This window comes from Flavobacterium cerinum (assembly GCF_024496085.1).
In the GTDB taxonomy this organism is placed as follows: Bacteria; Bacteroidota; Bacteroidia; order Flavobacteriales; family Flavobacteriaceae; genus Flavobacterium; species Flavobacterium cerinum_A.
In genome coordinates, this window is sequence record NZ_CP101751.1 from 2,620,584 (window position 1) to 2,644,060 (window position 23,477).

A 23,477-nucleotide genomic window follows, 5' to 3' on the forward strand; every position below is an offset into this window, starting at 1 on the left:
AAAGTTTATATAGCATCTTTGCACCAAAAATAAGTGTAAGCCAAAAAGATAACCTATGAAAAACTTTAAAAACAGCTTCTTTTATGTTGGTGTATTAGGAGTCGCTTTTGCAGCCATGTACTGGACTGTCCAAAATGGAAAAGTGCTGGAAGCGGGACGTCATGTTGTTGTGCCAAATTCCGGAAACACCCAATGGCAGGAATTTTTATCTTCCTTAATTCACAATTTAACCCATCCACTGGCCATATTATTGGCACAAATAGTAACAATTGTATTTGTTGCCCGACTGTTTGGCGAACTATGTAAAAAAATAGGTCAGCCAATGGTAATCGGAGAGATCCTGGCCGGTATTGTTTTGGGACCTTCTTTGGTGGGAACCTATTTCCCTGAATTTTCACATTTATTATTTCCGGAAGCCTCATTAGGAAATTTACAATTCCTGAGTCAGATCGGTTTGATCCTGTTTATGTTCGTAGTCGGAATGGAACTGGACTTAAAAGTATTACAAAATAAAGCTAAAGAAGCTGTCGTTATAAGCCATGCCAGTATCGTAATCCCGTTTACATTAGGAATGGTATTGGCCTATTTTATTTACACCCAATTTGCCCCGGATGGTGTTGAATTTCTTTCGTTTGCCTTATTTACCGGTATTGCGATGAGTATTACGGCTTTCCCTGTTCTGGCTCGTATTGTCCAGGAAAGAGGATTGCATCGTACCAAATTAGGCGCTATGGTTATTACCTGCGCTGCTGCCGATGATATTACAGCCTGGTGTATTCTGGCAGCTGTAATCGCAATTGTTAAGGCAGGTTCTTTTTTAAGCTCTTTGTATATTATAGCTCTTGCGATTATTTACGTAATTCTGATGCTTAAAGTGGTGCGACCGTTCCTGAAACGAATCGGAGATTTGCATACCAGTAAAGAAAGTATCACCAAATCGGTGGTTGCGATTTTCTTCCTAACCTTATTAATCTCATCTTATGCTACCGAAGTAATCGGAATTCACGCTTTATTCGGCGCTTTTATGGCCGGAGCGATTATGCCGGACAATATGCGTTTCCGAAATGTATTTATTGAAAAAGTAGAAGACGTTTCGCAAGTAATGTTATTGCCGTTGTTTTTCGTTTTCACCGGATTACGTACGCAAATCGGACTTTTAGATGATCCGTATTTATGGAAAATCTGCGGATTGATTGTATTGGTTGCTGTAGTCGGAAAATTTGTCGGAAGTACGATTACTGCTAAATTCGTCGGACAAAATTGGCGTGATAGTTTAATGATCGGTGCTCTGATGAATACACGGGGATTGATGGAGTTGGTTGTATTAAACATCGGATACGATCTCGGTGTTTTAAAACCGGAAATTTTTGCGATGATGGTAATCATGGCCTTAGCAACAACCTTAATGACCGGACCGGCTTTAGATTTGATCAACTATATATTTAAAACAAAAGATGAAATTGTACCGGCTGAAATCAGTCAGGTAAGTAAATACAAAGTATTGGTATCGTTTGATACGCCGGAAGAAGGAAAAGGATTATTGCGCCTTGCGAATACTTTTGTCAAAAAAATGAAGAAAAATGCAATGGTAACGGCCATGCATATCCCGTCCAGTAATGAAGTAAATCCTTTTAATGTAGAAGAATTTGAAGATCAGTGTTTTAAACCGGTTTTAACGGAATCAAAAGAGTTAAAACAAAAAGTAACAACCTTGTTTAAAACTTCAACGGATGTGGATTCGGATATCATCGAAGTCTCTAATAAAGGAGAATTTGACTTGGTTTTGATTGCTTTAGGACAATCTATTTTTGAAGGAACATTATTAGGCAAAATTTTAGGGTTCACAACACGTATCATTAACCCTGAAAATCTGTTGAATAAATTTACCGGTAAAGAAAAATTATTTGAAAACTCACCGTTTGATGAACGTACAGAACAGATATTAGCGAAAACCGAAGTTCCGGTTGGTGTGTTGGTGAACAAGAGTTTTGAAAAAGCAGATCGCGTTTTTGTAACCTTATTTGATAATTCGGATGCCTTCCTGATCGATTATGCTCAAAAATTGATTGCCAATGTAGAATCGCAGGTTACGGTATTGGATGTTGTGGGTAATATAAAAAATAATGCAACTATAAAAGAAGGTATCCGTGCGATCGAACAAATGGCGCCTAATCATATCAAGCTATTGAATGAACGCAAAATAGAAAAAGACTTTTTACAGGAACAGGATCTAATGATTATTAGTGTTGACAGCTGGAAAAAATTAGTAGATTCCAGAAGTACCTGGCTTAATAATACACCGTCACTTTTAATACTAAAACCTTAAAAAGACGTTAAGAATTTAAAATCCCGTTGGCAAATTGTATTTTTGACAGTAAATTTATGTTATGAAAATAGCTGTTAAAAATATGGTTTGCCAACGTTGCGTTTTGGCAGTAACCCAAATCCTCGATAAAATTGAACTTCCGTACCAACAGGTAACAATGGGAGAGGTTACGCTTGATGAATCGGTTCCGGAAAACAAATTGCAACGATTTTCGGAAGAACTGGAAGCAATCGGTTTCGAAATAATTGATGATAAACGCAAACAGCTTATTGAAAAAGTTAAGAATACGATCATCAACTTTATTCATTACGATCAGGAAAAAACAAAACTGACATTATCGGAGTTTCTCTCGGATAAAGTACAATACGATTATAATTACCTGAGCAGTCTTTTTTCTGAAATGGAAGGAATTACAATCGAAAAATATCTGATCAATCAAAAGATCGAAAAAGTAAAGGAACTGATTGTTTACGACGAACTTTCGCTAAAACAAATTGCTGATCAGTTAGGTTATAGCAGTGTGGCTTATCTGAGCAATCAGTTTAAAAAAGTAACGGGATTAACACCATCACACTTTAAAAATATCCGGGACGAAAAACGAATCCCGTTGGACAAAGTGTAAATCTTACAACTCCATTATAAAATTCTACAACAGTTTTTATTGCAATCCGATCTAACTTTGTCATAACAAAACAAAGAAAGATTATGGAAGCAATCACCAAAAATTTTCCGGTAACCGGGATGACCTGTGCTTCATGTGCCGTTAGTGTGGAAAGCATGCTAAAACACCAGAAAGGGGTTGTCGATGCCGCGGTTAATTATGCCAATGCCTCTGCAAAAGTGGAATACGATTCGGAAGTAGCATCCCTTGACGATTTTAAAACAGCGATACAATCCATCGGATATGATATTATCGTGGAAGAAGATATTGATGTAAATGAGGTAGTAGAAACCCAACAGAAAAATCATTATGAGGAACTGAAAAAGAAAACAATAGGAGCGTCTTTGTTAACGCTTCCGGTTTTTATTATCGGAATGTTCTTTATGGATATGCCTTACGGAAACGAAATCATGTGGTTTTTTGCCACTCCTGTTTTATTCTGGTACGGAAAAGATTTCTTTATTAATGCCTGGAAACAACTAAAACACCGTTCGGCCAATATGGATACATTAGTGGCATTAAGTACGGGTATTGCCTATGTATTCAGTGTTTTTAATACACTTTTTACCGATTTCTGGCACCAACGCGGTTTACATGCACACGTTTATTTTGAAGCAGCTACAGTTGTTATCGCTTTTATTCTTCTGGGAAAATTATTGGAAGAGAAAGCGAAAGGAAATACAGCTTCTGCAATTAAAAAACTAATGGGACTTCAACCCAAAACGGTTACCATCGTAAAAGATAACGGAGAATTTATGGAAGCACCGATCGAATCGATTGTTGTAGATGATTTGATTCTGGTTAAACCGGGTGAAAAAATTGCAGTAGACGGTGAAGTGGTTTCCGGAAATTCGTTTGTCGATGAAAGTATGATTTCAGGTGAGCCGGTGCCGGTTGAAAAAGGAATCGGAACGACCGTTTTTGCCGGAACATTAAATCAGAAGGGAAGCCTGCAATTCCGGGCTCGTAAAGTAGGAGGTGATACTTTATTAGCGCATATTATCAAAATGGTTCAGAATGCACAGGGAAGTAAAGCACCGGTTCAAAAACTGGTGGATAAAATCGCCGGAATTTTTGTGCCGATTGTGGTTACGATTTCAATAATAACGTTAATCGTCTGGTTGATTTTCGGAGGTGAAAACGGATTTACACAAGGTTTAATGGCGATGGTAACCGTATTGGTAATTGCCTGTCCGTGTGCTTTGGGATTAGCAACGCCAACAGCCATTATGGTAGGTGTAGGAAAAGGAGCCGAACAGGGTATTCTGATAAAAGATGCGGAAAGTCTGGAACTGGCGCAAAAGGTAGATACGATTATTTTGGATAAAACGGGGACTATTACGGAAGGAAGACCGAAAGTTACGGCTACAAAATGGTTGCATGATGATACTACAAAAGCTGCAATTTTAAAAACAATTGAAAAACAATCGGAACATCCGTTAGCTCAGGCTGTAGTAGATGAATTCGAAGAAGTAGATGAATTTGCTACGGTTACACTGGAGAAATTTGAAAGTATAACCGGGTTTGGAGTAAAAGCAATTGTTGGCGGCGAAACCTATTGGGTGGGAAACCAGAAATTGATGGAAAATGAAAATATCTCGATTTCGGACAATTTAAAACAGTTTGCAAACGATTATTACAGTAAAGCAGCAACTGTTTTGTTTTTCGGTTCTGAAAAAGAAGTAGTAGCTATTATTGCGGTTCAGGATGCAATAAAACCAACTTCGGTTCAGGCTATCGAAGATTTACAACGGGACGGTATTGAGGTAATTATGCTAACCGGGGATAATCAGGCTACAGCTGAAGCAGTGTCAAAACAATTAAATATTAAACGTTATAAAGCCGGTGTATTGCCACAGGATAAATCCGACTATGTAAAACAATTGCAAAGTGAAGGTAAAGTAGTAGCCATGGTGGGCGACGGGATTAATGACAGTGCGGCATTGGCACAGGCAAATGTGAGTATTGCAATGGGGAAAGGATCGGATATTGCGATGGATGTAGCGCATATGACGATTATTTCATCCGATTTAAAGAAAATTCCGGTTGCGATTCATTTGTCAAAACAAACCGTAAAAACAATCAAACAAAACCTGTTCTGGGCCTTTATTTATAACATAATCGGAATTCCGATTGCAGCCGGTGTATTATATCCGATTAACGGATTCTTATTAAATCCAATGATTGCCGGAGCTGCTATGGCGATGAGTTCAGTAAGTGTAGTTAGCAACAGTTTATTATTAAAATTTAAAAAATAACAATCATGAAAACAATGAAATTTAAAACAAACATTAAATGTGCCGGGTGTATCGAAAAAGTAACCCCGGTTTTAAATCCGCTCGTAGGTTCTGAAAACTGGAAAGTGGATACTGAAAATCCGCAAAAAATATTAACGATTGAAAGTGATTCCGTTTCAGAAGCGACTTTAGCGGAACAACTTAAAAATGTAGGTTATACGATTGAAAAAGTAGCAGAATAAAAAACGGTCAGGATAGTCCTGACCGTTTTTTTTATGATAGCTAAAAATTTGTTTTATTCGCCGTTTCGATCTACAACAATACGATTGGGACGATTTGCCAGTTCCCAGGCTGTAGCAAAAGCCAGTTTTGCTCTTTTTTCCAATAAGTCATATTCGATTTTATCCGGTGTATCGCCCGGTTGATGATAATCTTCGTGTACGCCATTAAAGAAAAATACAGATGGAATACCGTGTTTAGCAAAGTTATAATGATCCGAACGGTAATAAATCTGCTCCGGATCGTTACGATCGTTGTATTTGTAATCCAGTAACAGGTTTACATATTTTTTATTGGCTTCCTCATTAATCGTATGTAATTCGGTACTCAAACGGTCGGAACCGATTACATAGACATAATTTCCGTTGTCTTTATGTGCCGGATCACGTCGTCCGATCATATCGATATTAATATCCGCAATTGTATTTTTTAGCGGGAATAGAGGATGCTCAGAATAGTAACGGGAACCGTGTAAACCATGTTCTTCACCGGTAACATGTAGAAACAAAATGGAACGTTTTGGTCCGTGTCCGGCTTTTTTGGCATCCATAAAGGCCTGAGCGATTTCCAATAAGGCTACAGTACCGGAACCATCGTCATCGGCACCGTTATAAATTTCACCGTTTTTCATTCCGACATGATCATAATGAGCTGAAATAACCAAAACCTCATCCGGTTTTTCAGAACCTTCGATATAAGCCCAGATATTTTCAGAATCGCCTAACTTAGGACTAAAAGGACGTGCCATAAATTCGGAAGGGACTTTCTGATAAAAGCTATCGGCTCCTTTAGGATACGAAATTCCCATTTTTTTGTATTCGGCAATTAAATATTCTCCGGCTTTTTTCTGTCCCGGTTCTCCGGTATTTCGCCCTTGCATCTCATCGGAAGCCACGATATAAAGGTGCTTTTTCAGCTCGTCTTTATTGATCGTATTCATGTATTTAGATACATAATCTTTGGAAGAGGTTGCTTTTTGGGAGGAACAGCTGCTCAATACGAGAGAAAGTGTCAGACTGCAAAGAAGTATTTTTTTCATTGTATCGATTTGTAGGTTGTATTTTAGATAATGAGTAGCCTAAAATACTATTTTGTTTCAATTGTAACGTGAATTTTTTCTATTTTTTATTTTTACTGTTAAAAACAGGGGATATATTTTTTAATCAAAGCATTCCATTAATAATAAATCACCGGATTCATGTGTAATGCTAACCAGCCCGTCTTTTAAAACATGATTGCTGCTTCCGGTACGATAGCCAATTGTAAGGGAATCATCCTGTAGCGGATAAAAAAGATTTGTGGAATGAATACCGGTTACGGTGCCGATCGGAATCAGCGAAAGTATCGTATCAGCCGGATACCATTTTTCAAACTTTTGCGGTAGTTGGAATATTTTAGAATGATCATCCAGAATTACAATTTTGAGTCGGTTGCGATAGCGGACAATATTCGTGATATTACTGATCGTATGATCGGCTCTTCTTCCGGTTGCCCATATCACATTAACAGCGGGGATATTGCGTTCGATAAGGTAATCAAAAGCTTTTTCCAGATCGGTTTTTTCCTGATCCGGAGCATGTACAATTTCAATCGGATATTGCGTTTGTTTATAAAATTCCGCATCGAAATTCCGATCGAAATCGCCTAAAAGGACATCAACTTTTATTCCCAGATCCAATACCCGTTCCATAGCCGAATCCAATACAATAACCAAAGGCGACCATTCCAGTAGCTGTCCGAGTAGTTCGTCATCGCAAGGCGCTCCGTTAGCAATGATTAAAGCGGGTTCCTGATCATCGCGGACAATATGGTGTGAAGACATTTTTGCTTTTTTGAGTTATTCCAAAAGTAAGCAATGATTTTAAAACAAAAAAGACAACTTATCAAAGTTGTCTTTTTTCATTTTTATTGAACGGTATAAGTAGTTTCATCGACTTCCGACAGACTGAAATAGCCCAGCGGATAATTAGCCTGATTGTTTTGATTGATCACATTTCCGCGTACTGTTGCCGGTGGCGTCTGGAAAGGACCACCTCCGCCGTTTACCACACTGATCAGGATATTCATATAGTTGTAATATTGTCTGGAAATACCCATTAATCGGATGTTTACTTTATCATTGGCTTCCAGGTCTTCATGCGAATAAATATCAAAAGTGGTATTCCCCTGAACAAAACGGTCGTCACTGGTACGAAAAACGGCTAATGTACTGTTTCGGATATAACGGAATAAATAATAATTATCCTCATCACCCGGATCGTTATAATACGTTTTTAACTCGATCTGATCACCGGTAAAGCCACCGTCATTTTTTTGTTCGATGTTTTGAATGCTCGGTACACTTATCATTTTTTCCGTAGCTTTATAGGTAACACCCTGAGCTACGACAGTAAGTGTATAGGTTTCGCCCAATACCGGTTGGAAATTAGTACAGCTATATTCGCCCGCTGCTACCTCAAGAAAAGGAAAATCAACATTACTACTGTTCGTAATAAACACAGTGGCACCGCTTACTTTCGGAATTTCGGTTCCGAAATAATCGGCAGTTGTCGTTAAATAAATGGTTTGTTCGCTACCGGTTGTTCCCTTAATCCAGTTAATCGCGGCATCCACAACCAATCGGGGAGGAGCTGTATCCAGTTTAACGTCGACAACTTCTTCACAGCTGCTCATTAAAAGTACTGCGAAAAGAAAGGAACAATATTTTAATATGGTTTTCATAATGATAGTATCTTAAATGAAACAGTTTAGAATTTAAAGTTATAAGTTACAGAAGGCACAATTCCGAAGATGGATAATTTAATCGCTTCATTTCGGGCGGTATCTTCATTTTGACGGAAACTGATGGAAGCAGCATTTTTACGGCTATACAAGTTGTAAATACTGAAAACCCATTCACCCTGCCATCCTTTTTTCTTTTCCGGTTTTGGCGTATAAGTAGCCGATACATCCAAATGGTGATACAACGGCAGGTTATTGTCGTTACGACTGCCATAGCTCGGTACCGAAATTCCCTGATAAATATATTGTCCGTTCGGATAGGTTACCGGTTGCCCGGATTGTAAAGCGAAAATCGCTCCGAATGTCCATTTTTCGTTATGCGTGTACGATCCGGTAACCGATAGGTTATGCGTTTTGTCGTATCCGGAACGATACCATTCTCCGTTATTGATTCCGGTTTCGTTAGGCGTTCTTCCCGGTGTTTGCTGTTCGGAACGGGATAAAGTATAGGAAACCCATCCGGTTAATTTCCCGGTGTTTTTGCGCAACAAAACTTCCAATCCGTAAGCACGTGCACTTCCGTTTAATACAACTTGCTCAATAGCATTATTAGCAATCAGATCGGCTCCGTCAATATAATCCACTCTGTTTTTAATTTTCTTATAGAAAGTTTCCACTTCTAAGGAATATTTATCTTCATTAAAATTTCTGAAATAACCGATAGCATATTGATCCAATGTTTGCGGTTTCAGGAAATTATCACTCGGAGCCCATACATCCAGTGGTGTAGGAGAAGCGGTATTCGAAATCAAATGCAGGTACTGACTCATACGATTATAACTTGCCTTTACAGATTGATCATCATTTAAAGCATAGGAAACAGCTACCCGAGGTTCGAAATTATCAAAGCTCGCAATTGTTTTATTACGTCCGAAATACTCACTTCCGGTTGGTGTTCCTTTTTCATAAATCTTTAGATCATCGTTAAAGATAACCGCCTGATTGTTGTCGTAAATATTCATTTTTTGTTGTCCTAAACGGTAGAACATCGAATAGCGTAAACCGTAATTAACAGAAAGATTCTCCGTTATTTTTTGCTCGGCATCAATATAGAAAGACGGTTCAAAGGCATATTTTTTATCCAATTGATCAGCATTGATACCGGAATTCGGTTTATTCGGTTCGATCGTTCCCGGATTGAAATCATAATAGATGGCATTAACACCATAGCTCAACTGTAATTTGTTGGATATATAATGTTTCAGATCGTATTTGAAATTGTAGTTTTTAATCCCTGAATCCCAGTTGAAGCCTACAAAGTCTAAAGTTAATCCATAGTAGTAATCACTGTAAATCAATGACATATTGGAGAATAGTTTATCGGAAAATAAATGGTTCCAACGTAAGTTAACAACCGTGTTTCCGTAGGTATTCATAAAGTTACTGTTCAGATCAAATACATCACGACCGAAATATCCGGATAAATATAAATTGTTGTTATCATTGAGTTTATAGCTCAATTTGGTATTTAAATCATAGAAATAAGCGGAGTTTTTATTATCCGTCATTTTAAGGAATAAATGCGCATAAGAAGCTCTACCGGCAACAAGGAATGAACCTCTGTCTTTGGTAATCGGACCTTCAGCCAACAAACGACTGGAAATTAATCCGATACCGCCATTCATATGGAATTCCTTACTGTTTCCTTCTTTTTGGTAAATATCCAGAACCGAAGAAAGACGACCACCGAAACGCGCCGGAATTCCGCCTTTATACAATTTCAGATCTTTAATCGCATCGGAGTTAAATACGGAAAAGAAACCGAATAAGTGAGACGAGTTATAAACGGTAGCCTCATCCAACAAAATCAGGTTTTGATCGGCAGAACCACCACGTACGTTAAATCCGGAAGCGCCTTCACCGGCATTGGTTACACCGGGAAGTGTCAGAATCGATTTTAAAACATCCGTTTCTCCTAATACAACCGGCATTTTTTTAATTTCCTTAATGGAAAGCTTGTTAACACTCATTTCCGGGCGACGGATATCTACTTTTTTCTTATTCTCAGTAATTACAACTTCCTGTAAGTCCTGTGAATTTTCGCCCATTCCAAAGTTTTTACGGGTGTTTTGATTCAGCGTAAGGGTCTCTTCAATACCCTGATACCCCATGTAGTTCACCTGTACGGTGTAGGTTCCTTTCGGAACGGTAATCGAGTAAAATCCATACTCGTTTGTAGTAGCGCCGGTTTGCAGACTTTTAATGTAAACCGTTACCCCGATCAGGGTTTCGTTGTTCTTGGTATCCGAAATGGTACCGCTTAAGGTCACTTTCTCCTGAGCCATCATGCTGACGGAGCAAAAAAACAGGCAAATAAAAATTTTAAAGTTCATTTTTTTTGATAATTGTCGTTTTTTGATTGATGATTAAAAAATTACTGCAAAGATACCTCTTGCAAGAAAAATTAAGTTAAAATTTATTTAAATTATTGTGTTATTATATTAGTGGCGTTCGTATAAAAAATAATGCTAATAGATTGAAAATAGTTCGATTACTCTATTTTTGCAATCATGAAACTACGGCTTACCTACGAAAACTTCTGGGTTCGGAATACTACCTTTTATCTGCTGCTTTTTTCGTTATTTTTATATAATGAATATGCTGACAGGGAACAGAATAAAACTCCGGAACTTATATTAATAGAATTAATACTGATCTTAACGGCCATTTATGCGGCAGTCATGTTTAGTAACGTGATTCTTGTAAGAAAATTTCTTTTGGAGCGAAAATATTTTACTTTTTTTAAATATTTCGCACTTTTTTGGTTGTTTTATATTATCGTTCAGGTACAGGTAACCCAAAACTTCGGAGAGTATATTTCGCTTTTCAATGAAATACTCGGAACACTTTTTATGCTTTTTGTCGGAACCGGAATTTATTTTATTCACCTCTGGGTTTTACAAAACGTATTCCGAACCCATAAAAAACTACTGAATTCGCAGGCTGAGCTGACTTTCCTAAAACAACAGCTTAATCCGCATTTTTTACTTAATGCGATGAACAATCTCTATGGTGATGCACTCGCGGAGCCGCAAACCGTAGCCGAAAAAATACTGAAGCTTTCCGGTTTGTTGCGGTATCAGATTGAAGCTACTAAAAAAGAATATGTATGTCTGACGGAAGAGATTGATTTTGTCCAGAAATACATTGGTTATCACCAGTATAAAAGTCATAATCTAAGAGTAACAGAACGCTCAGAAGGTGATTTTGAGAATTTTTTTATACTACCGCTCGTATTTATGACGTTAATCGAAAATGCCATCAAGTTTTCGTCAGAATGCGAACAACCTTATGTCGACATTCACTGGAAGTTTTTGGATGATCATTTAATTTTTACAATAGAGAATAATTGCCTTGCAGAAGGTTCATTTCTGGAAAGCACAGGACTTGGACTGGAGAATTTAAGACGAAGACTGATCGTGTCTTTTGTAAAACATAAAATCACAATTGATAAAAATGTTACCGGTATTTTTAAATTGGAATTACAATTATGGAAATTAAATATAAATGCTTAGTCGTCGATGATGAAAAACCGGCGCATCAGGTTATCAGATCGCATATCGAACAATGCCCGGAGCTTATTTACGGCGGAAGTGCCTATAACGGAAAGGAAGCCCTGCAAAAACTGGTTAATCAGGAATATGATATTATATTTCTGGATATCAATATGCCTATTCTTACCGGCGTTGAGTTGATGGAACGGATGCCGAAACGTCCGGTGACTATTGTTACAACAGCCTATTCGGACTATGCACTGAAATCGTTTCAACATGATGTTGTGGATTATCTGCTAAAACCGGTTTCATTTCCGCTTTTTGCTAAAGCTATTGAAAAAGCAAAACTGTTTTGTGATGCGAATGGTCATAAAACAGAGATAAAAAATACCATCCGTCTTAAAGTAAACGGTGAAGTAACGGATATCGAGCTAACTGCGATTATTTGTATCGAAAGTGTGGGCAATTACCTGAAAATTTATATCCGGGAAAATATTGTGCCGATTGTAGTATATGGTAGTCTTATCGAGATTATGGACAATCTTGATAATCGTTTTGTACAGGTACATCGTTCGCATATTGTTAACTCAGAACATTTAAAAGGCAATAACAAACACAACCTGACGTTAACCGATGATCGCATTATCCCGATCGGACGAAAATACCAGATTCTGGCCGATAAACTCTACTAAGACAACTTTCAGGTTGTCTTTTTTATTAAGAATAAGTTTATAGCAATAAAGGTAACCTCCTTTTTCATGTTACATTTTTTTGTGATATAAAGGGATTCGTTTTAAAAAATCAGGATATGGGCGATATTGTTTTAACCTTCTAAAATCATTGTGATTGTTAGTATTATCGATACATTTGTAACACATTGTATAATTTCGGAACGGTCAGATGAAGTATAACAAAGTACAATCTTATTGCTTATTACTGTTTATTTTTACCTGGATAGTATCATCAGATACTGTAATGGCGCAAGCTGTATCTAAACAACAGCTTTTATTTAACGAATCAGAAGAACTGGTTTACTCCAAACCGGACGAAGCTTTAAAAGTGGCGCAGCATTTACTGAAAAATGCCGGCTCCGGAAAAGAAAACGCCAAAATCAATCTCTTGCTGGCCAAAATTTATGAGGCAAAAGGCGATTATAACAATGCGCTGACCTATTTGTATGAAGCGAATAAAGGGGTTGCCGATTTATCCGAAAGAGATGCCGTTGAAGTATCGGTTACCCAATCCGGGATTTTAAGAGCGTTATATTTTGACAATCAATCACTAAATTACTTTAAAGAAGCCCGCCATCGCGCTGATAAAATAAAAGATCCGGCAACAAAAGGCTATGCTCTTGGTTTGTTACAGCTTGAAAAAACGATGATGAACCTGGAAAGGGAAAACTACAAGGCAGCCTTACAAAATCTCAATCGGGATAATTTTATATTTAAAGACCAAAGTCGTAAAGACGAAGAAGAACTGGCATTATGGATTGCCATTGCTAAGGCTCGTATCTATAGCAGTACCAACGAATATACAAAAGCGGAGGGGCATTTTTCAGCCATTTTAAAACGTCTGGATACGATGAAAGTGAAAAATAACTATATCGAAGTATTTGCTTTAAGCGGAATGGCTTCAGTCTATTTTCATAAAAAAGAGCATTCAGATGCGATCCGATTATTGTTAAAAGCACTTCAGAAATCACAACCTTTTGAAAATCTGTATTTTGCTGAAATTCTAAACAAACAAATAGCGATTAATTATCTGGCTTTAAATGATACAGCAAATTATAAATTTTACAATACGAATTTCTTAAAAGCCAATGCTGAAGTTGAAAAAATAGAACAGGAATCGGTCAATACGGCTTATAATCTGATTACACAGGAATATGAAAATCAATACCTTTCCCGTAAGCAGAATTATATCACTTTGTTTTATACGGCTTTAGGTCTAACGTTTGCGATTATAGTAATCGGCGGATTGTTTTGGTTTAAATTTCATTCAAAGAAAAAGCGACTTCGTGAGATTATCAGTTATCTGGAAGTGACCCGTAATAACCTCATCATCGGATTTACTGAGAAAAAAGAGGTTACGAAAAAGAGTACCATACCGCAAGAAACGGAACAGGCTTTACTGGCTAAGCTGAAACGTTTTGAAAATTCAACAAAATTTACCAGTAATGATATGTCGCTCGCTGTTTTAGCCGGGCAATTCGAGACGAATACGAAATACCTGTCGGAGATTATCAATAAGCACTATGATATGAATTTCAATACGTATATCAACAAGTTACGGATTAATTATATCGTCGAAAAACTGAAATCGGATCCGAATTTCAGGAATTATAAAATCAGTTATCTCGCTGAAAACAGTGGCTTTTCTTCCCACAGCAGTTTTGCAACGGTATTTAAATCGATTACGGGAATTGCTCCGATTACTTTTATCGAGTTATTAAAGAATGAAATGGAGGTGACCAATGGGTAAAATCGTTTTCCGAAAATTTAGTTTCATATTATATCTTCTTGTCGGTTTTATGCTAACAGAGAATACTGTTTACGGTCAATCGGCACAAAACCTTGATAGTATTATCCGGGTAAGTATCCGGGAGATGTACGGTAATCCCGATAAAGTAATCGCAGCCGGAAGAGAAGTGGTTAGTAAAGCCGGGAATGATGTAAATATCAAAATACGAGGGTATAAGCTGATATCTGATGGTTATTCTTCAAAAAGAGATTATGAAAAATCACTGGAATATGTAATTAAAGCCAATCAGCTATTACCGAAGTGCCAGGATGAATTGCTTAAAATACAGATGATCAATAAAGCCGGTATTCAATATCATCAGTTAAAAATTTACGATAAAGCGATTCAAAGCCTGGATGAAGCAGAACAATTGTGTTTTGAATATCCGGTTCGGGATTCGGTTCGGGTTAGTCTCGGATTAAATTATCTGGTCAGAGGGTTTATTTATAAAGAAAAGCTAAACTGTGATATTGCGATTACTTTTTTCGACAGAGGAATTGCTGAAATCAACCAGTCGAAGGCAGCCGGGAATAACGCCTCGAAGATTAGTATTGCCAAATACAATAAAGGAAATTGTTATATCCTGATGTCGGATAATGAAGCTGCGATTAAAAGTTTTAAGGAATCCGGTGATCTGGCCAAAGCGGTAAATGCCTATAGTTTGCAGGGATTTGCTTTAAAAGGATTGGCACAGGTTTACACACTGGAAGGAAAATATACCGAAGCCATAGCAACATTAAAAGAAGCATTGAAAATTTCAGGAAACGTAGAGGATCTGATTTTAAATCAGGAAATCTACAAAGGACTGTCTGAAAATTATCTGGCAGTTAACGAATGGAAACATTATAAAGAGTACAGAACCCAATATCTTCAAACCCAATTAAAGATTAAAGAGCGGGAACGTAAATCAATTAGTGACTCGCTTAATGAGGCAGAAAAAGAAGAAGAATTTAAATTGAAAAATGATATACCGAAGTTTATTTACGGTTGTATCGGTCTTTTTTTAATCTCCGTTTTGATCCTGTTTTTCTTCTTTTTGTCTGTCAAAAAATCTAAAAAGAAGATTGAAAAACTTGAAAATGTAATCCAAAGCTTACAAAATGAAAAACCGTTAAGGGAAAGTAAATAAAAAGTTAAATTATATTTTAACTGATTGCTTATTAGTTGTTTAAACTCCTTTTTTCTCTTTTGAAATTCCGGAAACCATAAAGCCTATACCTATTATAGTAGGATTCATGTAATTATTTTTATTGCAAAACTATTAACTGATCAAGTAATGAAAATGCAAAGAAAATTACAATTAACTACTCAAGGTTTTTTGTGGATTGGCTTTCTGGATTTCCTTTCCGGTTTTCCAGAATGTTTATTGCACAAAAAAATAAAAGGTAAGATACTGACGTTTCTTGTCCTTTTATTTTCAATTTCGGGTTATAGTCAGCTGACTACCGAAAATTTTGAAGGAGGAATCCCCACCTCCTGGACATTGTTTCAAAACACTGTCGGAACTTCAAGTTGGGGTATTTCCAACGATGGTTATTTAGGAGGTAATGCGGCTTATATCAATCCGGCTTCTGAAAACATCGGTGCGGGAAATACAGCTCAGTATTTCCTGGTCACACCTTTGGTACCGGTACCGGCCAACGGTGAATTGCGCTTCTTTACCAAACAGGGAAGTGCAACAAACAACGGTACAATTTACCAGATTCGGCTTTCTACAGCTAGTCAACCGGACATCAATGGTTTTTCGGTAGTCTTGAAATCATGGACCGAAGCGGATTTGAATACCGGATCTCCTACAACTTACGAAGAAAAAGTCGTGGCTATTCCGGATAATATTCCGGTAGGATTAGAGATTTATATTGCTTTTGTGGCTATTAATACACAAACAGGTGCCACGCCAACCGGTGATGCCTGGTTTGTAGATAATGTTAGGGTTGTAGAATCCTGTTTAAAGGTACAACAACCCAATTTTACGGCGAGCAACATAACAGCACATACGGCTAATTTATCGTGGACGCATCCGTCATCCAACTCGTTTGAAATTCAGGTTGTGCCACAGGGAACAACACCGGCTGCAAACGGAACTCCGACAACCAATTCCTATTCGGCTTCCTCTTTAGTTGCCAATTCGTTTTATGATGTTTATATCCGGACAAATTGTACCGGAACTGTGCCACAAAGTGAATGGGCAGGTCCTTTTACATTTAAAACCGGTATCTTAGGATTGTCGTGTAGTGAACCGATCGTAATTCCGGATGTCACAACGCAGGCTTACACTTTGTCTGCAAACCTGAATCAATATCAGAATCCGGCCGTAACGTACGCAACACATGGAAGCGGATGTTTATCGCCGGCAATTACAAATAATTATTTGAGCGGTGCCAAAGCGTTTCTGACCTATACACCAACAACAACTGGTTTAATTACAATAACTCAGACCACATTAGGCGGAACAGGATGTTTTAATAACTCAACCGGAGTTTTTGTGTATCAGAGTTGTGCAGATGTAGGTGTATCCTGTATTGCCGGGATGAACACCGCAACAGCGAATGTACCGAAAAGAATTTCCAATCTTTATGTACAGGCAGGACAGACTTATGTGATTGTGGTTTCATCGAATTTGGCACCATCGGCAAGTATCTGTTTCAATCTGAAAGTAGAAAGTTCAACTTGTCCGGCTCCGGCTACATTCACATATAAAAATCTGTTGCAAAATAGTGTATCGTTTTCTTGGGATAACGTAGGCGGATTTGCTACTGCATGGGAATATAAAGCCGTACCAACCGGATCAGGAGCGCCTACAGGTGCAGGAACGGCTACAACAACTAACGTTGATAATGTAATTAATACAGGATTAGCACCGGGAACAACATACGATTTATATGTGCGTTCCGTTTGTGGCAGCGTTCCCGGAAACTGGAGTCTTCCGTATAAATTTACAACACAATGTACAGTTTTTAATACACCGTATTCGACTCAGTTTACCGGAACTTCTGCTACGGTTTCAGCACCTTGTTGGACTGCCGTGGATGTAAATAACGACGGTTTAACCTGGTCGTATCTTGGTGGTTATGCAACTATGCTGACCAATACGTATCAGAATTATAACAACGATATCTTTGTTTCCCCACAGGTAAATGTGAGCGGAACACCAAAAAGATTACGTTTTAAACATCAGGTTGTTGGCGGAGTATCAAGTTATGCGATTCGTATCTCAACAACGGGTATCGGAGCGCAAAACTTTACAATCGAGCTAATGCCCGATACACCGATCACGAATACAACCTGGGTAGAGAAAATTATCAATATTCCGACATCCATTACAGGACCGATTAATATTGCATGGGTCGTTAGTCCGGCGACAGCACATACGGCAACGCGAATCTCTATTGATGATGTCTTTATTGAAGACAAACCGGCTTGTCCGGATCCGTTAAGTCCGGTTGCCCAAAACGTAACCGAAGATCAGGCTTCATTATCCTGGGTTAACGGTGATACCGAAACACAATGGCAAGTAGCAATTCAGCCATACGGAACCGGAGTACCAACCGGAACAGGGACACTGGTAAACAGTAATCCGTATTTGGCAACCAACCTGAATCCGGCTACACATTATGAGTATTATGTAAGAGCTTATTGTTCGGCTACACAACAGAGTAACTGGGTAGGACCCTTTGATTTTACAACGGCTTGTATTACGTTCCCGACACCTTTTTCGGAGAGCTTTAACGATACGGATCCGACAACCAAAAAATTCTGTTGGACCACCAATAATGCAAATGGTGATGGCGCTCAATGGACAATGGGAGCAACGGAAGCCCGTATTCAACGTGGTTTTATGGGGCCGAACTCATTTGACGACTGGTTGATTACGCCTGCAATTCACGCAGTAGGTAACAAAAAGCTGACGTTTAAATACCGCGCTTTATTAACACCGTTTACACCCAACCCGAGACATGGTATTCAGGTATTGATCTCAACGACCGATACCAATCCGGCCAGTTTTACGGAAATTGCTCCGTTAATGGAATTTACCAATACAACCTATCAGGAGAAATCGTTGTATTTCACCGGTACGGGAACGGTATATATCGCTTTTAGAGTACCACCGGAATTAGTAGCACCGGGAACAGCTTCGACATTAAATCTGGATGATGTATTGATTGTCGATGCTCCGGCTTGTCCGAATCCGTCTGATTTAGCAGCAGCGGGTATTACACAAAACGCAGCAGTTTTATCCTGGACTCCGGGTTATGCCGAAACAGCATGGGAAGTAAAAGTACAGTTGGCAGGAACGGGAACACCAACAGGCTCCGGAACTCCGGTTACGCCAAATGCGACGCATACACCAAATGATTTATTACCGGATACGGTTTATGAATATTATGTGAGAGCTGCCTGTGGATCGGCATTTAGTGACTGGATCGGGCCGTTTACTTTCCGAACACTGTGTACGCCTTTTAATACCCCATTTGTAGAAACATTTAATAGCGATTCTACTTCCGAAAACTGTTGGAGAATCGTAAACAGTAATAATGATTCCAATGCCTGGAACCTTAACGTGACAGTGAATCCGTATGAAGGAAATCAGATGGCAGGAATGTTTACAGGAAGTAACGGAGAAAATGATGACTGGCTGATTTCACCAACAATTAATGTTACTGCTAATCAGCGTTTACGTTATTACTACCGTGTAAATGACAGTTTCTTTACCGAAGATTTAAAAATAAAATTATCAACTAACGGTATTGCGTTGGATCAGTTTACAACAACATTGTACGACTCTTCTACCGATCCGGTGTTGATTAACAATATGGAGTATAAGGAAAAAATTATTAACCTTCCTGCGGGAGTAACCGGGAATATTAATATTGCATTCCATGTACCGTTTTACCAAAGTACCGGATCCTATAGAGGTCAGCTACTTTTTATTGATAATGTAGTAATCGAAAATATTCCGGCTTGTCCGCAACCTTCGAACGCTATTGCTTCCAACCTGACCGATACCGAAGTACAAATCAGTTGGGATGCAAACGGAACGACATCACCATGGGAAATTTCGGTTCAGCCTTTCGGAACACCGGCACCGGTAGGCAATACGCAACCGCAATATTTACACACGGCAAACAATAACCCTTATACGGTAAGCGGATTAATTCCGGCTACAAAATACCAATACTATATCCGCTCGCTTTGTGGCGCTTCCGGAAATAGCGAATGGATCGGGCCGTTTGTATTTACGACAAGATGTAGTTTTGAAAACCTTTGTGAATATACGATTAGCCTGACCAGCGGAAGCTCGTGGGGCGTTGGCGGAGGTATTGATGTGATTCAGAACGGAGTAGTGGTACAAACACTGGCATTTCCTACAGGACCGTTTAATCAGGTACCGCCACCGGCGGAATACACCTTATTATTATGTACCGGAGTAGAATATTCTTTATTCTGGGATTCTATCGGAACAGCACCGGGACAATATCCGAATGCCCAGGTTGAGGTGAAAAATGCAAACGGAGATGTGGTATGGACCAGTCCGCTGGGATTAGGGACGCCAAGAACGGTGCTGTATACCGGAATATCCACTTGCGGAACCATTGCTTGTCCGCAACCGACAAATTTACAGGTTAACGCACAGTCTGTCTTTTCATGGACTCCGGGCGGATCGGAAACACAATGGGAAGTATTTATTCAACCGGTTGGAAACGGAACATTACCACAGTCGGGAACAATAGTAAATACGCCATCCTATACACCGCAGCCATCGGATTTCGATTCTCAGACAGCGGCAACTTACGAATATTTTGTAAGAGCAGTTTGTAGCGGAAGCAGTAACAGTTTCTGGTCCGGGCCAAAAGTATTTGTTCGAAATGACGAGCCGTCTACTGCTATTGTAGTGCCGGTAAATCAAAATGAAGAATGCAACAATTCAATATCAAACGTTACGTTCTCCGGTGCAACACCTTCATCGGTACCAATGACTTGCGGCGGAATTAACGGAGGTGATATCTGGTTCGAATTTGTAGCGACTTCAAGAATTCATATTATCGAAGCCAACGGATTTACCGGAAACTTCTATATCTCTTCCGGAGATGAACCGTACCCGAATATGATGATGACTTTGTATAAAGTCGGAGCAGGCGGGGTATTGGAAGAAAAAGCATGTAGTAACAACAATACGATTACAGCGATGTATTCTTCTGAATTAGTAGTTGGCGAAACGTATAAAGTACGTTTAACACTAAATAGTACGGTAGCCAGTACACGAAAATTCAACATGTGTATTAAAACACCGGCTGATTTATGTAATGTAAATGCCGTTAACTATGATTTCGAGCATCCGCCGATGCAAACCGTAACGGGAATTTATACCATTAGTACGCAATATGTGGTTCCGGGATGGCGCGTAAATCTGGATACCTGGGATGCGATGTTCTTCTCAGAAGCACTAAATGCAATCAATTCTTCGCCTTATTCCGGCGGACAGTGTCTTCAGTTATTATCCGATCCGGAAGAAGACTGGAATCCGAATGATCCGAATATCAAAGGATTGTATAAAGAATTTGATACTTCAGAAATTACACAGATGAACTATAGCTTTGCGCATGCCGCCAGAGCAACAAACGGAAGTTCAGTACAATTATATGCAGGACCGCCGGCGGGACCGTTTACATTGGTAACGGAAGTATTCGCTCAAGGTTCAACATGGAATTTACATGAAGGAAGTTATACCGTTCCTACAGGACAGAATGTAACTCGTTTTATCTTTAGATCAAAAGAGAATATCATCGGGAATATGTTGGATGCGGCCAACTTTAAAGCAAATAACGATGTAAAAACAACCGCTCATACTTTAAACTGTAGCCAAAACAGCACAACAGTTGAAGCAGAAGGAGTAGGACAATGGTCGGCAGCAGCCAATAATCCGGGTGCTACCGTAATTACAACACCGAATGTGAAAACAACCACAATTACCGGATTTACAACACCGGGTGTTTATACGTTTTACTGGAGAACACGTTACTGTGAAAAATCAGTTGTGATTACTTACGAAGGGATTACGGATACACCAACAGTTACGTCACCGGTAGTATATTGCCAAAATGCAACGGCAGTGCCATTAACGGCAACCGCTCCGGCAAATTATACCTTATTATGGTTTACAGATCCGACCGGAACAGGAAGTGCTACGGCACCGACACCTGTTACAACAACGGTAGGAAACACATCGTATTATGTAAGTCTGACCGACGGAAACGGATGTCAGGGACCAAAAGAGGAAATCGTTGTTCAGGTGAATGCATTACCGACAGCAACGGTAACAGCTCCGGCACCGATTTGTTCCGGATCTGTAGCTACTGTAGTATTTAACGGTACACCGAATGCAGTGGTTACGTATACTATTGATGGGGGAACCAATCAGACGGTAACATTAGATGCCAACGGAACGGCTTCAGTAACAACGCCGACACTAACAACGAATAGTGTTTATACTTTAGTGAGTGTAAGTGATACAAATACTTGTTCGCAAAACCTGACCGATTCAATTACGGTAAATGTCATGGCGTTACCAACGGCTACGATTTCAGGAACAACTGTAATCTGCTCGGGTGATACCGCAACAATCACTTTTAACGGTACACCGAATGCAGTGATTACCTATACTGTAGATGGCGGAACCAATCAAACGGTAACATTGGATACCAACGGAACGGCTTCAGTAACGACTTCGGCCTTAACAGCTGATACCGTTTATGAATTGGTAAGTGTAGCAGCTGCAACTTCTTCCTGTACAGCAACAGTAACCGGATCAGCGACAATTACGATCAATCCGTTACCAACAGCAACAATTTCAGGAAATGCGACAATCTGTGCCGGTAACACCACTACCATTAGTTTTACAGGTACACCAAATGCAGTGGTGACTTATACTATTGATAACGGAACACCACAAACAATAACATTGGACGCAAACGGTCAGGCAACGATTGTTACCGGAACCGGAGGAGTTTATACCATTATAACAGTAACCGCTTCGGGATCGTTAGCTTGTAGTCAGACGCTATCCGATTTTATAACGATAACTGTGACTCCATTAGCAGCGCCAACCGTAACATTTAGTTATGATTCGGTTTGTGTGAATGCAACAACAAGTCCGGTGCCGACACTGGCCGGCGGATTTACCACAGGTGGTACGTTTAGTTCTGCTTCATTAACGGTAAATGCCACTACAGGTGTTATCGATTTAACAGGAGCAACAGCAGGAACACATACAATTGCTTATGATATTGCCGCCAATACAACCAATTGTACGGATGCCGGACATTATGAAGCTTCTATAGTATTGACTTCAGGAGTTAATCCGGTTACGATTTTCAGTTATGATCCGGTATATTGCCCGGATAGCCCGAATGCCTTACCGCAAACAGCTACCGGCTTTACGCAGGGCGGAACATTTGGATCTGCACCGGGATTAAGTTTAAATACAACTACCGGGGAAATCAATATCGGAGCGAGTACACCGGGAAGTTATACGATCACTTATATCGTTCAGGCTGATGCCGCTACGTGTAATACAGGCGGACAAGATAGTTTTGATATCGTAATTACACCGTCGATTGCAGTTGTTGTTGAAAGCGGATGTGAAAACGAAACATTAGTACTACATGCCGTACCTGTAAACGGATCCTATAATCCGGCAACAGTATCCTATAGCTGGAAAGATCAGAATAACATAACTGTAGGCACCAATGACGCTACATTCAATGTTGATCAGTATATAGCACAAAACCCGACAGCTGCTTTACCGCTAACCTTTACCGTTACGGTTACTTCCGGTACTTGTACAGGATCGGCAGCACTTCCTATTACAAGCAACCCTTGTCGTAAGATACCAAAAGGTATTTCACCGAATAATGACGGTTCGAATGATACTTTTGATCTAACCGGAATGGGAGTACGGGAATTATCGATCTTTAACCGCTATGGTACAGAAGTGTACAAATTCAGCGGAAATTATACTAACCAATGGCATGGAACGTCAAACAACGGTACCGAATTACCGGACGGAACCTATTTTTACGCACTTGTAAAAGAGAACGGAACAAAAGCCACAGGTTGGGTTTATATAAACAGAGAACAGTAACCAAATAATCAGGTATACAGCCTGTTTGATTTCAGAC

The 23,477-nt window shown here is 39.2% G+C and carries 13 protein-coding genes; 9 read left to right on the top strand and 4 right to left on the bottom strand.

Annotated elements, in window-relative coordinates; translation table 11 throughout:
• The first annotated feature begins 55 nt into the window (after nucleotides 1–55).
• The 4 genes from NOX80_RS11755 (at nucleotide 56) to NOX80_RS11770 (ending at nucleotide 5,466) form a co-directional block, all read left to right on the top strand.
• Nucleotides 56–2,326: a cation:proton antiporter domain-containing protein gene (locus tag NOX80_RS11755; RefSeq protein WP_256549980.1), complete on the top strand. Its 2,271-nt coding sequence runs from the start codon at nucleotides 56–58 to the stop codon at nucleotides 2,324–2,326.
• A 61-nt stretch (nucleotides 2,327–2,387) separates the two neighbouring features.
• Nucleotides 2,388–2,948 (top strand): helix-turn-helix domain-containing protein, encoded by a 561-nt coding sequence (locus tag NOX80_RS11760; protein ID WP_256549981.1) that lies wholly within the window; start codon nucleotides 2,388–2,390, stop codon nucleotides 2,946–2,948.
• A gap of 83 nt (nucleotides 2,949–3,031) precedes the next feature.
• The gene (locus tag NOX80_RS11765; RefSeq protein ID WP_256549982.1) at nucleotides 3,032–5,245 is read left to right on the top strand and encodes a heavy metal translocating P-type ATPase; all 2,214 of its coding nucleotides are present in this window, start codon (nucleotides 3,032–3,034) and stop codon (nucleotides 5,243–5,245) included.
• Nucleotides 5,246–5,250: 5 nt separating this feature from the next.
• Entirely contained in the window at nucleotides 5,251–5,466 is a 216-nt protein-coding gene (locus NOX80_RS11770) for a heavy-metal-associated domain-containing protein (RefSeq protein WP_256549983.1), read from the top strand.
• Nucleotides 5,467–5,519: 53 nt separating this feature from the next.
• On the opposite strand, the gene NOX80_RS11775 is transcribed toward NOX80_RS11770, so the two are convergent.
• From NOX80_RS11775 to NOX80_RS11790, 4 genes are all read right to left on the bottom strand, one after another.
• Nucleotides 5,520–6,542 carry a M28 family metallopeptidase gene (locus NOX80_RS11775; RefSeq protein WP_256549984.1) on the bottom strand — a complete coding sequence of 341 codons (1,023 nt, stop codon included), beginning with the start codon at nucleotides 6,540–6,542 and terminating at the stop codon, nucleotides 5,520–5,522.
• A gap of 120 nt (nucleotides 6,543–6,662) precedes the next feature.
• On the bottom strand, nucleotides 6,663–7,325 hold the full coding sequence (locus NOX80_RS11780) for a thiamine diphosphokinase (protein WP_256549985.1): 663 nt from the start codon (nucleotides 7,323–7,325) through the stop codon (nucleotides 6,663–6,665).
• Nucleotides 7,326–7,408: 83 nt separating this feature from the next.
• The gene (locus NOX80_RS11785; RefSeq protein ID WP_256549987.1) at nucleotides 7,409–8,224 is read right to left on the bottom strand and encodes a DUF4249 domain-containing protein; all 816 of its coding nucleotides are present in this window, start codon (nucleotides 8,222–8,224) and stop codon (nucleotides 7,409–7,411) included.
• Between the two features lie 26 nt (nucleotides 8,225–8,250).
• Nucleotides 8,251–10,617 (bottom strand): TonB-dependent receptor, encoded by a 2,367-nt coding sequence (locus NOX80_RS11790; protein WP_256549988.1) that lies wholly within the window; start codon nucleotides 10,615–10,617, stop codon nucleotides 8,251–8,253.
• A 177-nt stretch (nucleotides 10,618–10,794) separates the two neighbouring features.
• Here NOX80_RS11790 and NOX80_RS11795 point away from each other — a divergent pair, with 177 nt between their 5' ends.
• The 5 genes from NOX80_RS11795 (at nucleotide 10,795) to NOX80_RS11815 (ending at nucleotide 23,440) form a co-directional block, all read left to right on the top strand.
• On the top strand, nucleotides 10,795–11,799 hold the full coding sequence (locus NOX80_RS11795; protein WP_256549989.1) for a sensor histidine kinase: 1,005 nt from the start codon (nucleotides 10,795–10,797) through the stop codon (nucleotides 11,797–11,799).
• Entirely contained in the window at nucleotides 11,775–12,470 is a 696-nt protein-coding gene (locus NOX80_RS11800; RefSeq protein WP_256549990.1) for a LytR/AlgR family response regulator transcription factor, read from the top strand. Before NOX80_RS11795 ends, NOX80_RS11800 begins: the two co-directional genes overlap by 25 nt.
• Nucleotides 12,471–12,678: 208 nt before the next feature.
• Entirely contained in the window at nucleotides 12,679–14,259 is a 1,581-nt protein-coding gene (locus tag NOX80_RS11805; RefSeq protein ID WP_256549991.1) for a helix-turn-helix domain-containing protein, read from the top strand.
• A 49-nt stretch (nucleotides 14,260–14,308) separates the two neighbouring features.
• A complete protein-coding gene (locus NOX80_RS11810) occupies nucleotides 14,309–15,427 on the top strand; it encodes a tetratricopeptide repeat protein (RefSeq protein ID WP_256549992.1) in 1,119 nt (372 codons plus the stop codon).
• Nucleotides 15,428–15,574: 147 nt separating this feature from the next.
• Nucleotides 15,575–23,440 carry a choice-of-anchor J domain-containing protein gene (locus tag NOX80_RS11815; RefSeq protein ID WP_256549993.1) on the top strand — a complete coding sequence of 2,622 codons (7,866 nt, stop codon included), beginning with the start codon at nucleotides 15,575–15,577 and terminating at the stop codon, nucleotides 23,438–23,440.
• The last annotated feature ends 37 nt before the right edge of the window (nucleotides 23,441–23,477 follow it).

Excerpts from the sequence above, each read along its gene's own strand:
- NOX80_RS11775 (WP_256549984.1), bottom strand. The coding sequence starts at position 6,542 with ATGAAAAAAATACTTCTTTGCAGTCTGACACTTTCTCTCGTATTGAGC.
- NOX80_RS11805 (WP_256549991.1), top strand. The coding sequence starts at position 12,679 with ATGAAGTATAACAAAGTACAATCTTATTGCTTATTACTGTTTATTTTT.
- NOX80_RS11815 (WP_256549993.1), top strand. The coding sequence starts at position 15,575 with ATGAAAATGCAAAGAAAATTACAATTAACTACTCAAGGTTTTTTGTGG.
- NOX80_RS11790 (WP_256549988.1), bottom strand. The coding sequence starts at position 10,617 with ATGAACTTTAAAATTTTTATTTGCCTGTTTTTTTGCTCCGTCAGCATG.
- NOX80_RS11765 (WP_256549982.1), top strand. The coding sequence starts at position 3,032 with ATGGAAGCAATCACCAAAAATTTTCCGGTAACCGGGATGACCTGTGCT.
- NOX80_RS11810 (WP_256549992.1), top strand. The coding sequence starts at position 14,309 with ATGCTAACAGAGAATACTGTTTACGGTCAATCGGCACAAAACCTTGAT.
- NOX80_RS11755 (WP_256549980.1), top strand. The coding sequence starts at position 56 with ATGAAAAACTTTAAAAACAGCTTCTTTTATGTTGGTGTATTAGGAGTC.
- NOX80_RS11785 (WP_256549987.1), bottom strand. The coding sequence starts at position 8,224 with ATGAAAACCATATTAAAATATTGTTCCTTTCTTTTCGCAGTACTTTTA.
- NOX80_RS11795 (WP_256549989.1), top strand. The coding sequence starts at position 10,795 with ATGAAACTACGGCTTACCTACGAAAACTTCTGGGTTCGGAATACTACC.
- NOX80_RS11780 (WP_256549985.1), bottom strand. The coding sequence starts at position 7,325 with ATGTCTTCACACCATATTGTCCGCGATGATCAGGAACCCGCTTTAATC.
- NOX80_RS11800 (WP_256549990.1), top strand. The coding sequence starts at position 11,775 with ATGGAAATTAAATATAAATGCTTAGTCGTCGATGATGAAAAACCGGCG.
- NOX80_RS11760 (WP_256549981.1), top strand. The coding sequence starts at position 2,388 with ATGAAAATAGCTGTTAAAAATATGGTTTGCCAACGTTGCGTTTTGGCA.
- NOX80_RS11770 (WP_256549983.1), top strand. The coding sequence starts at position 5,251 with ATGAAAACAATGAAATTTAAAACAAACATTAAATGTGCCGGGTGTATC.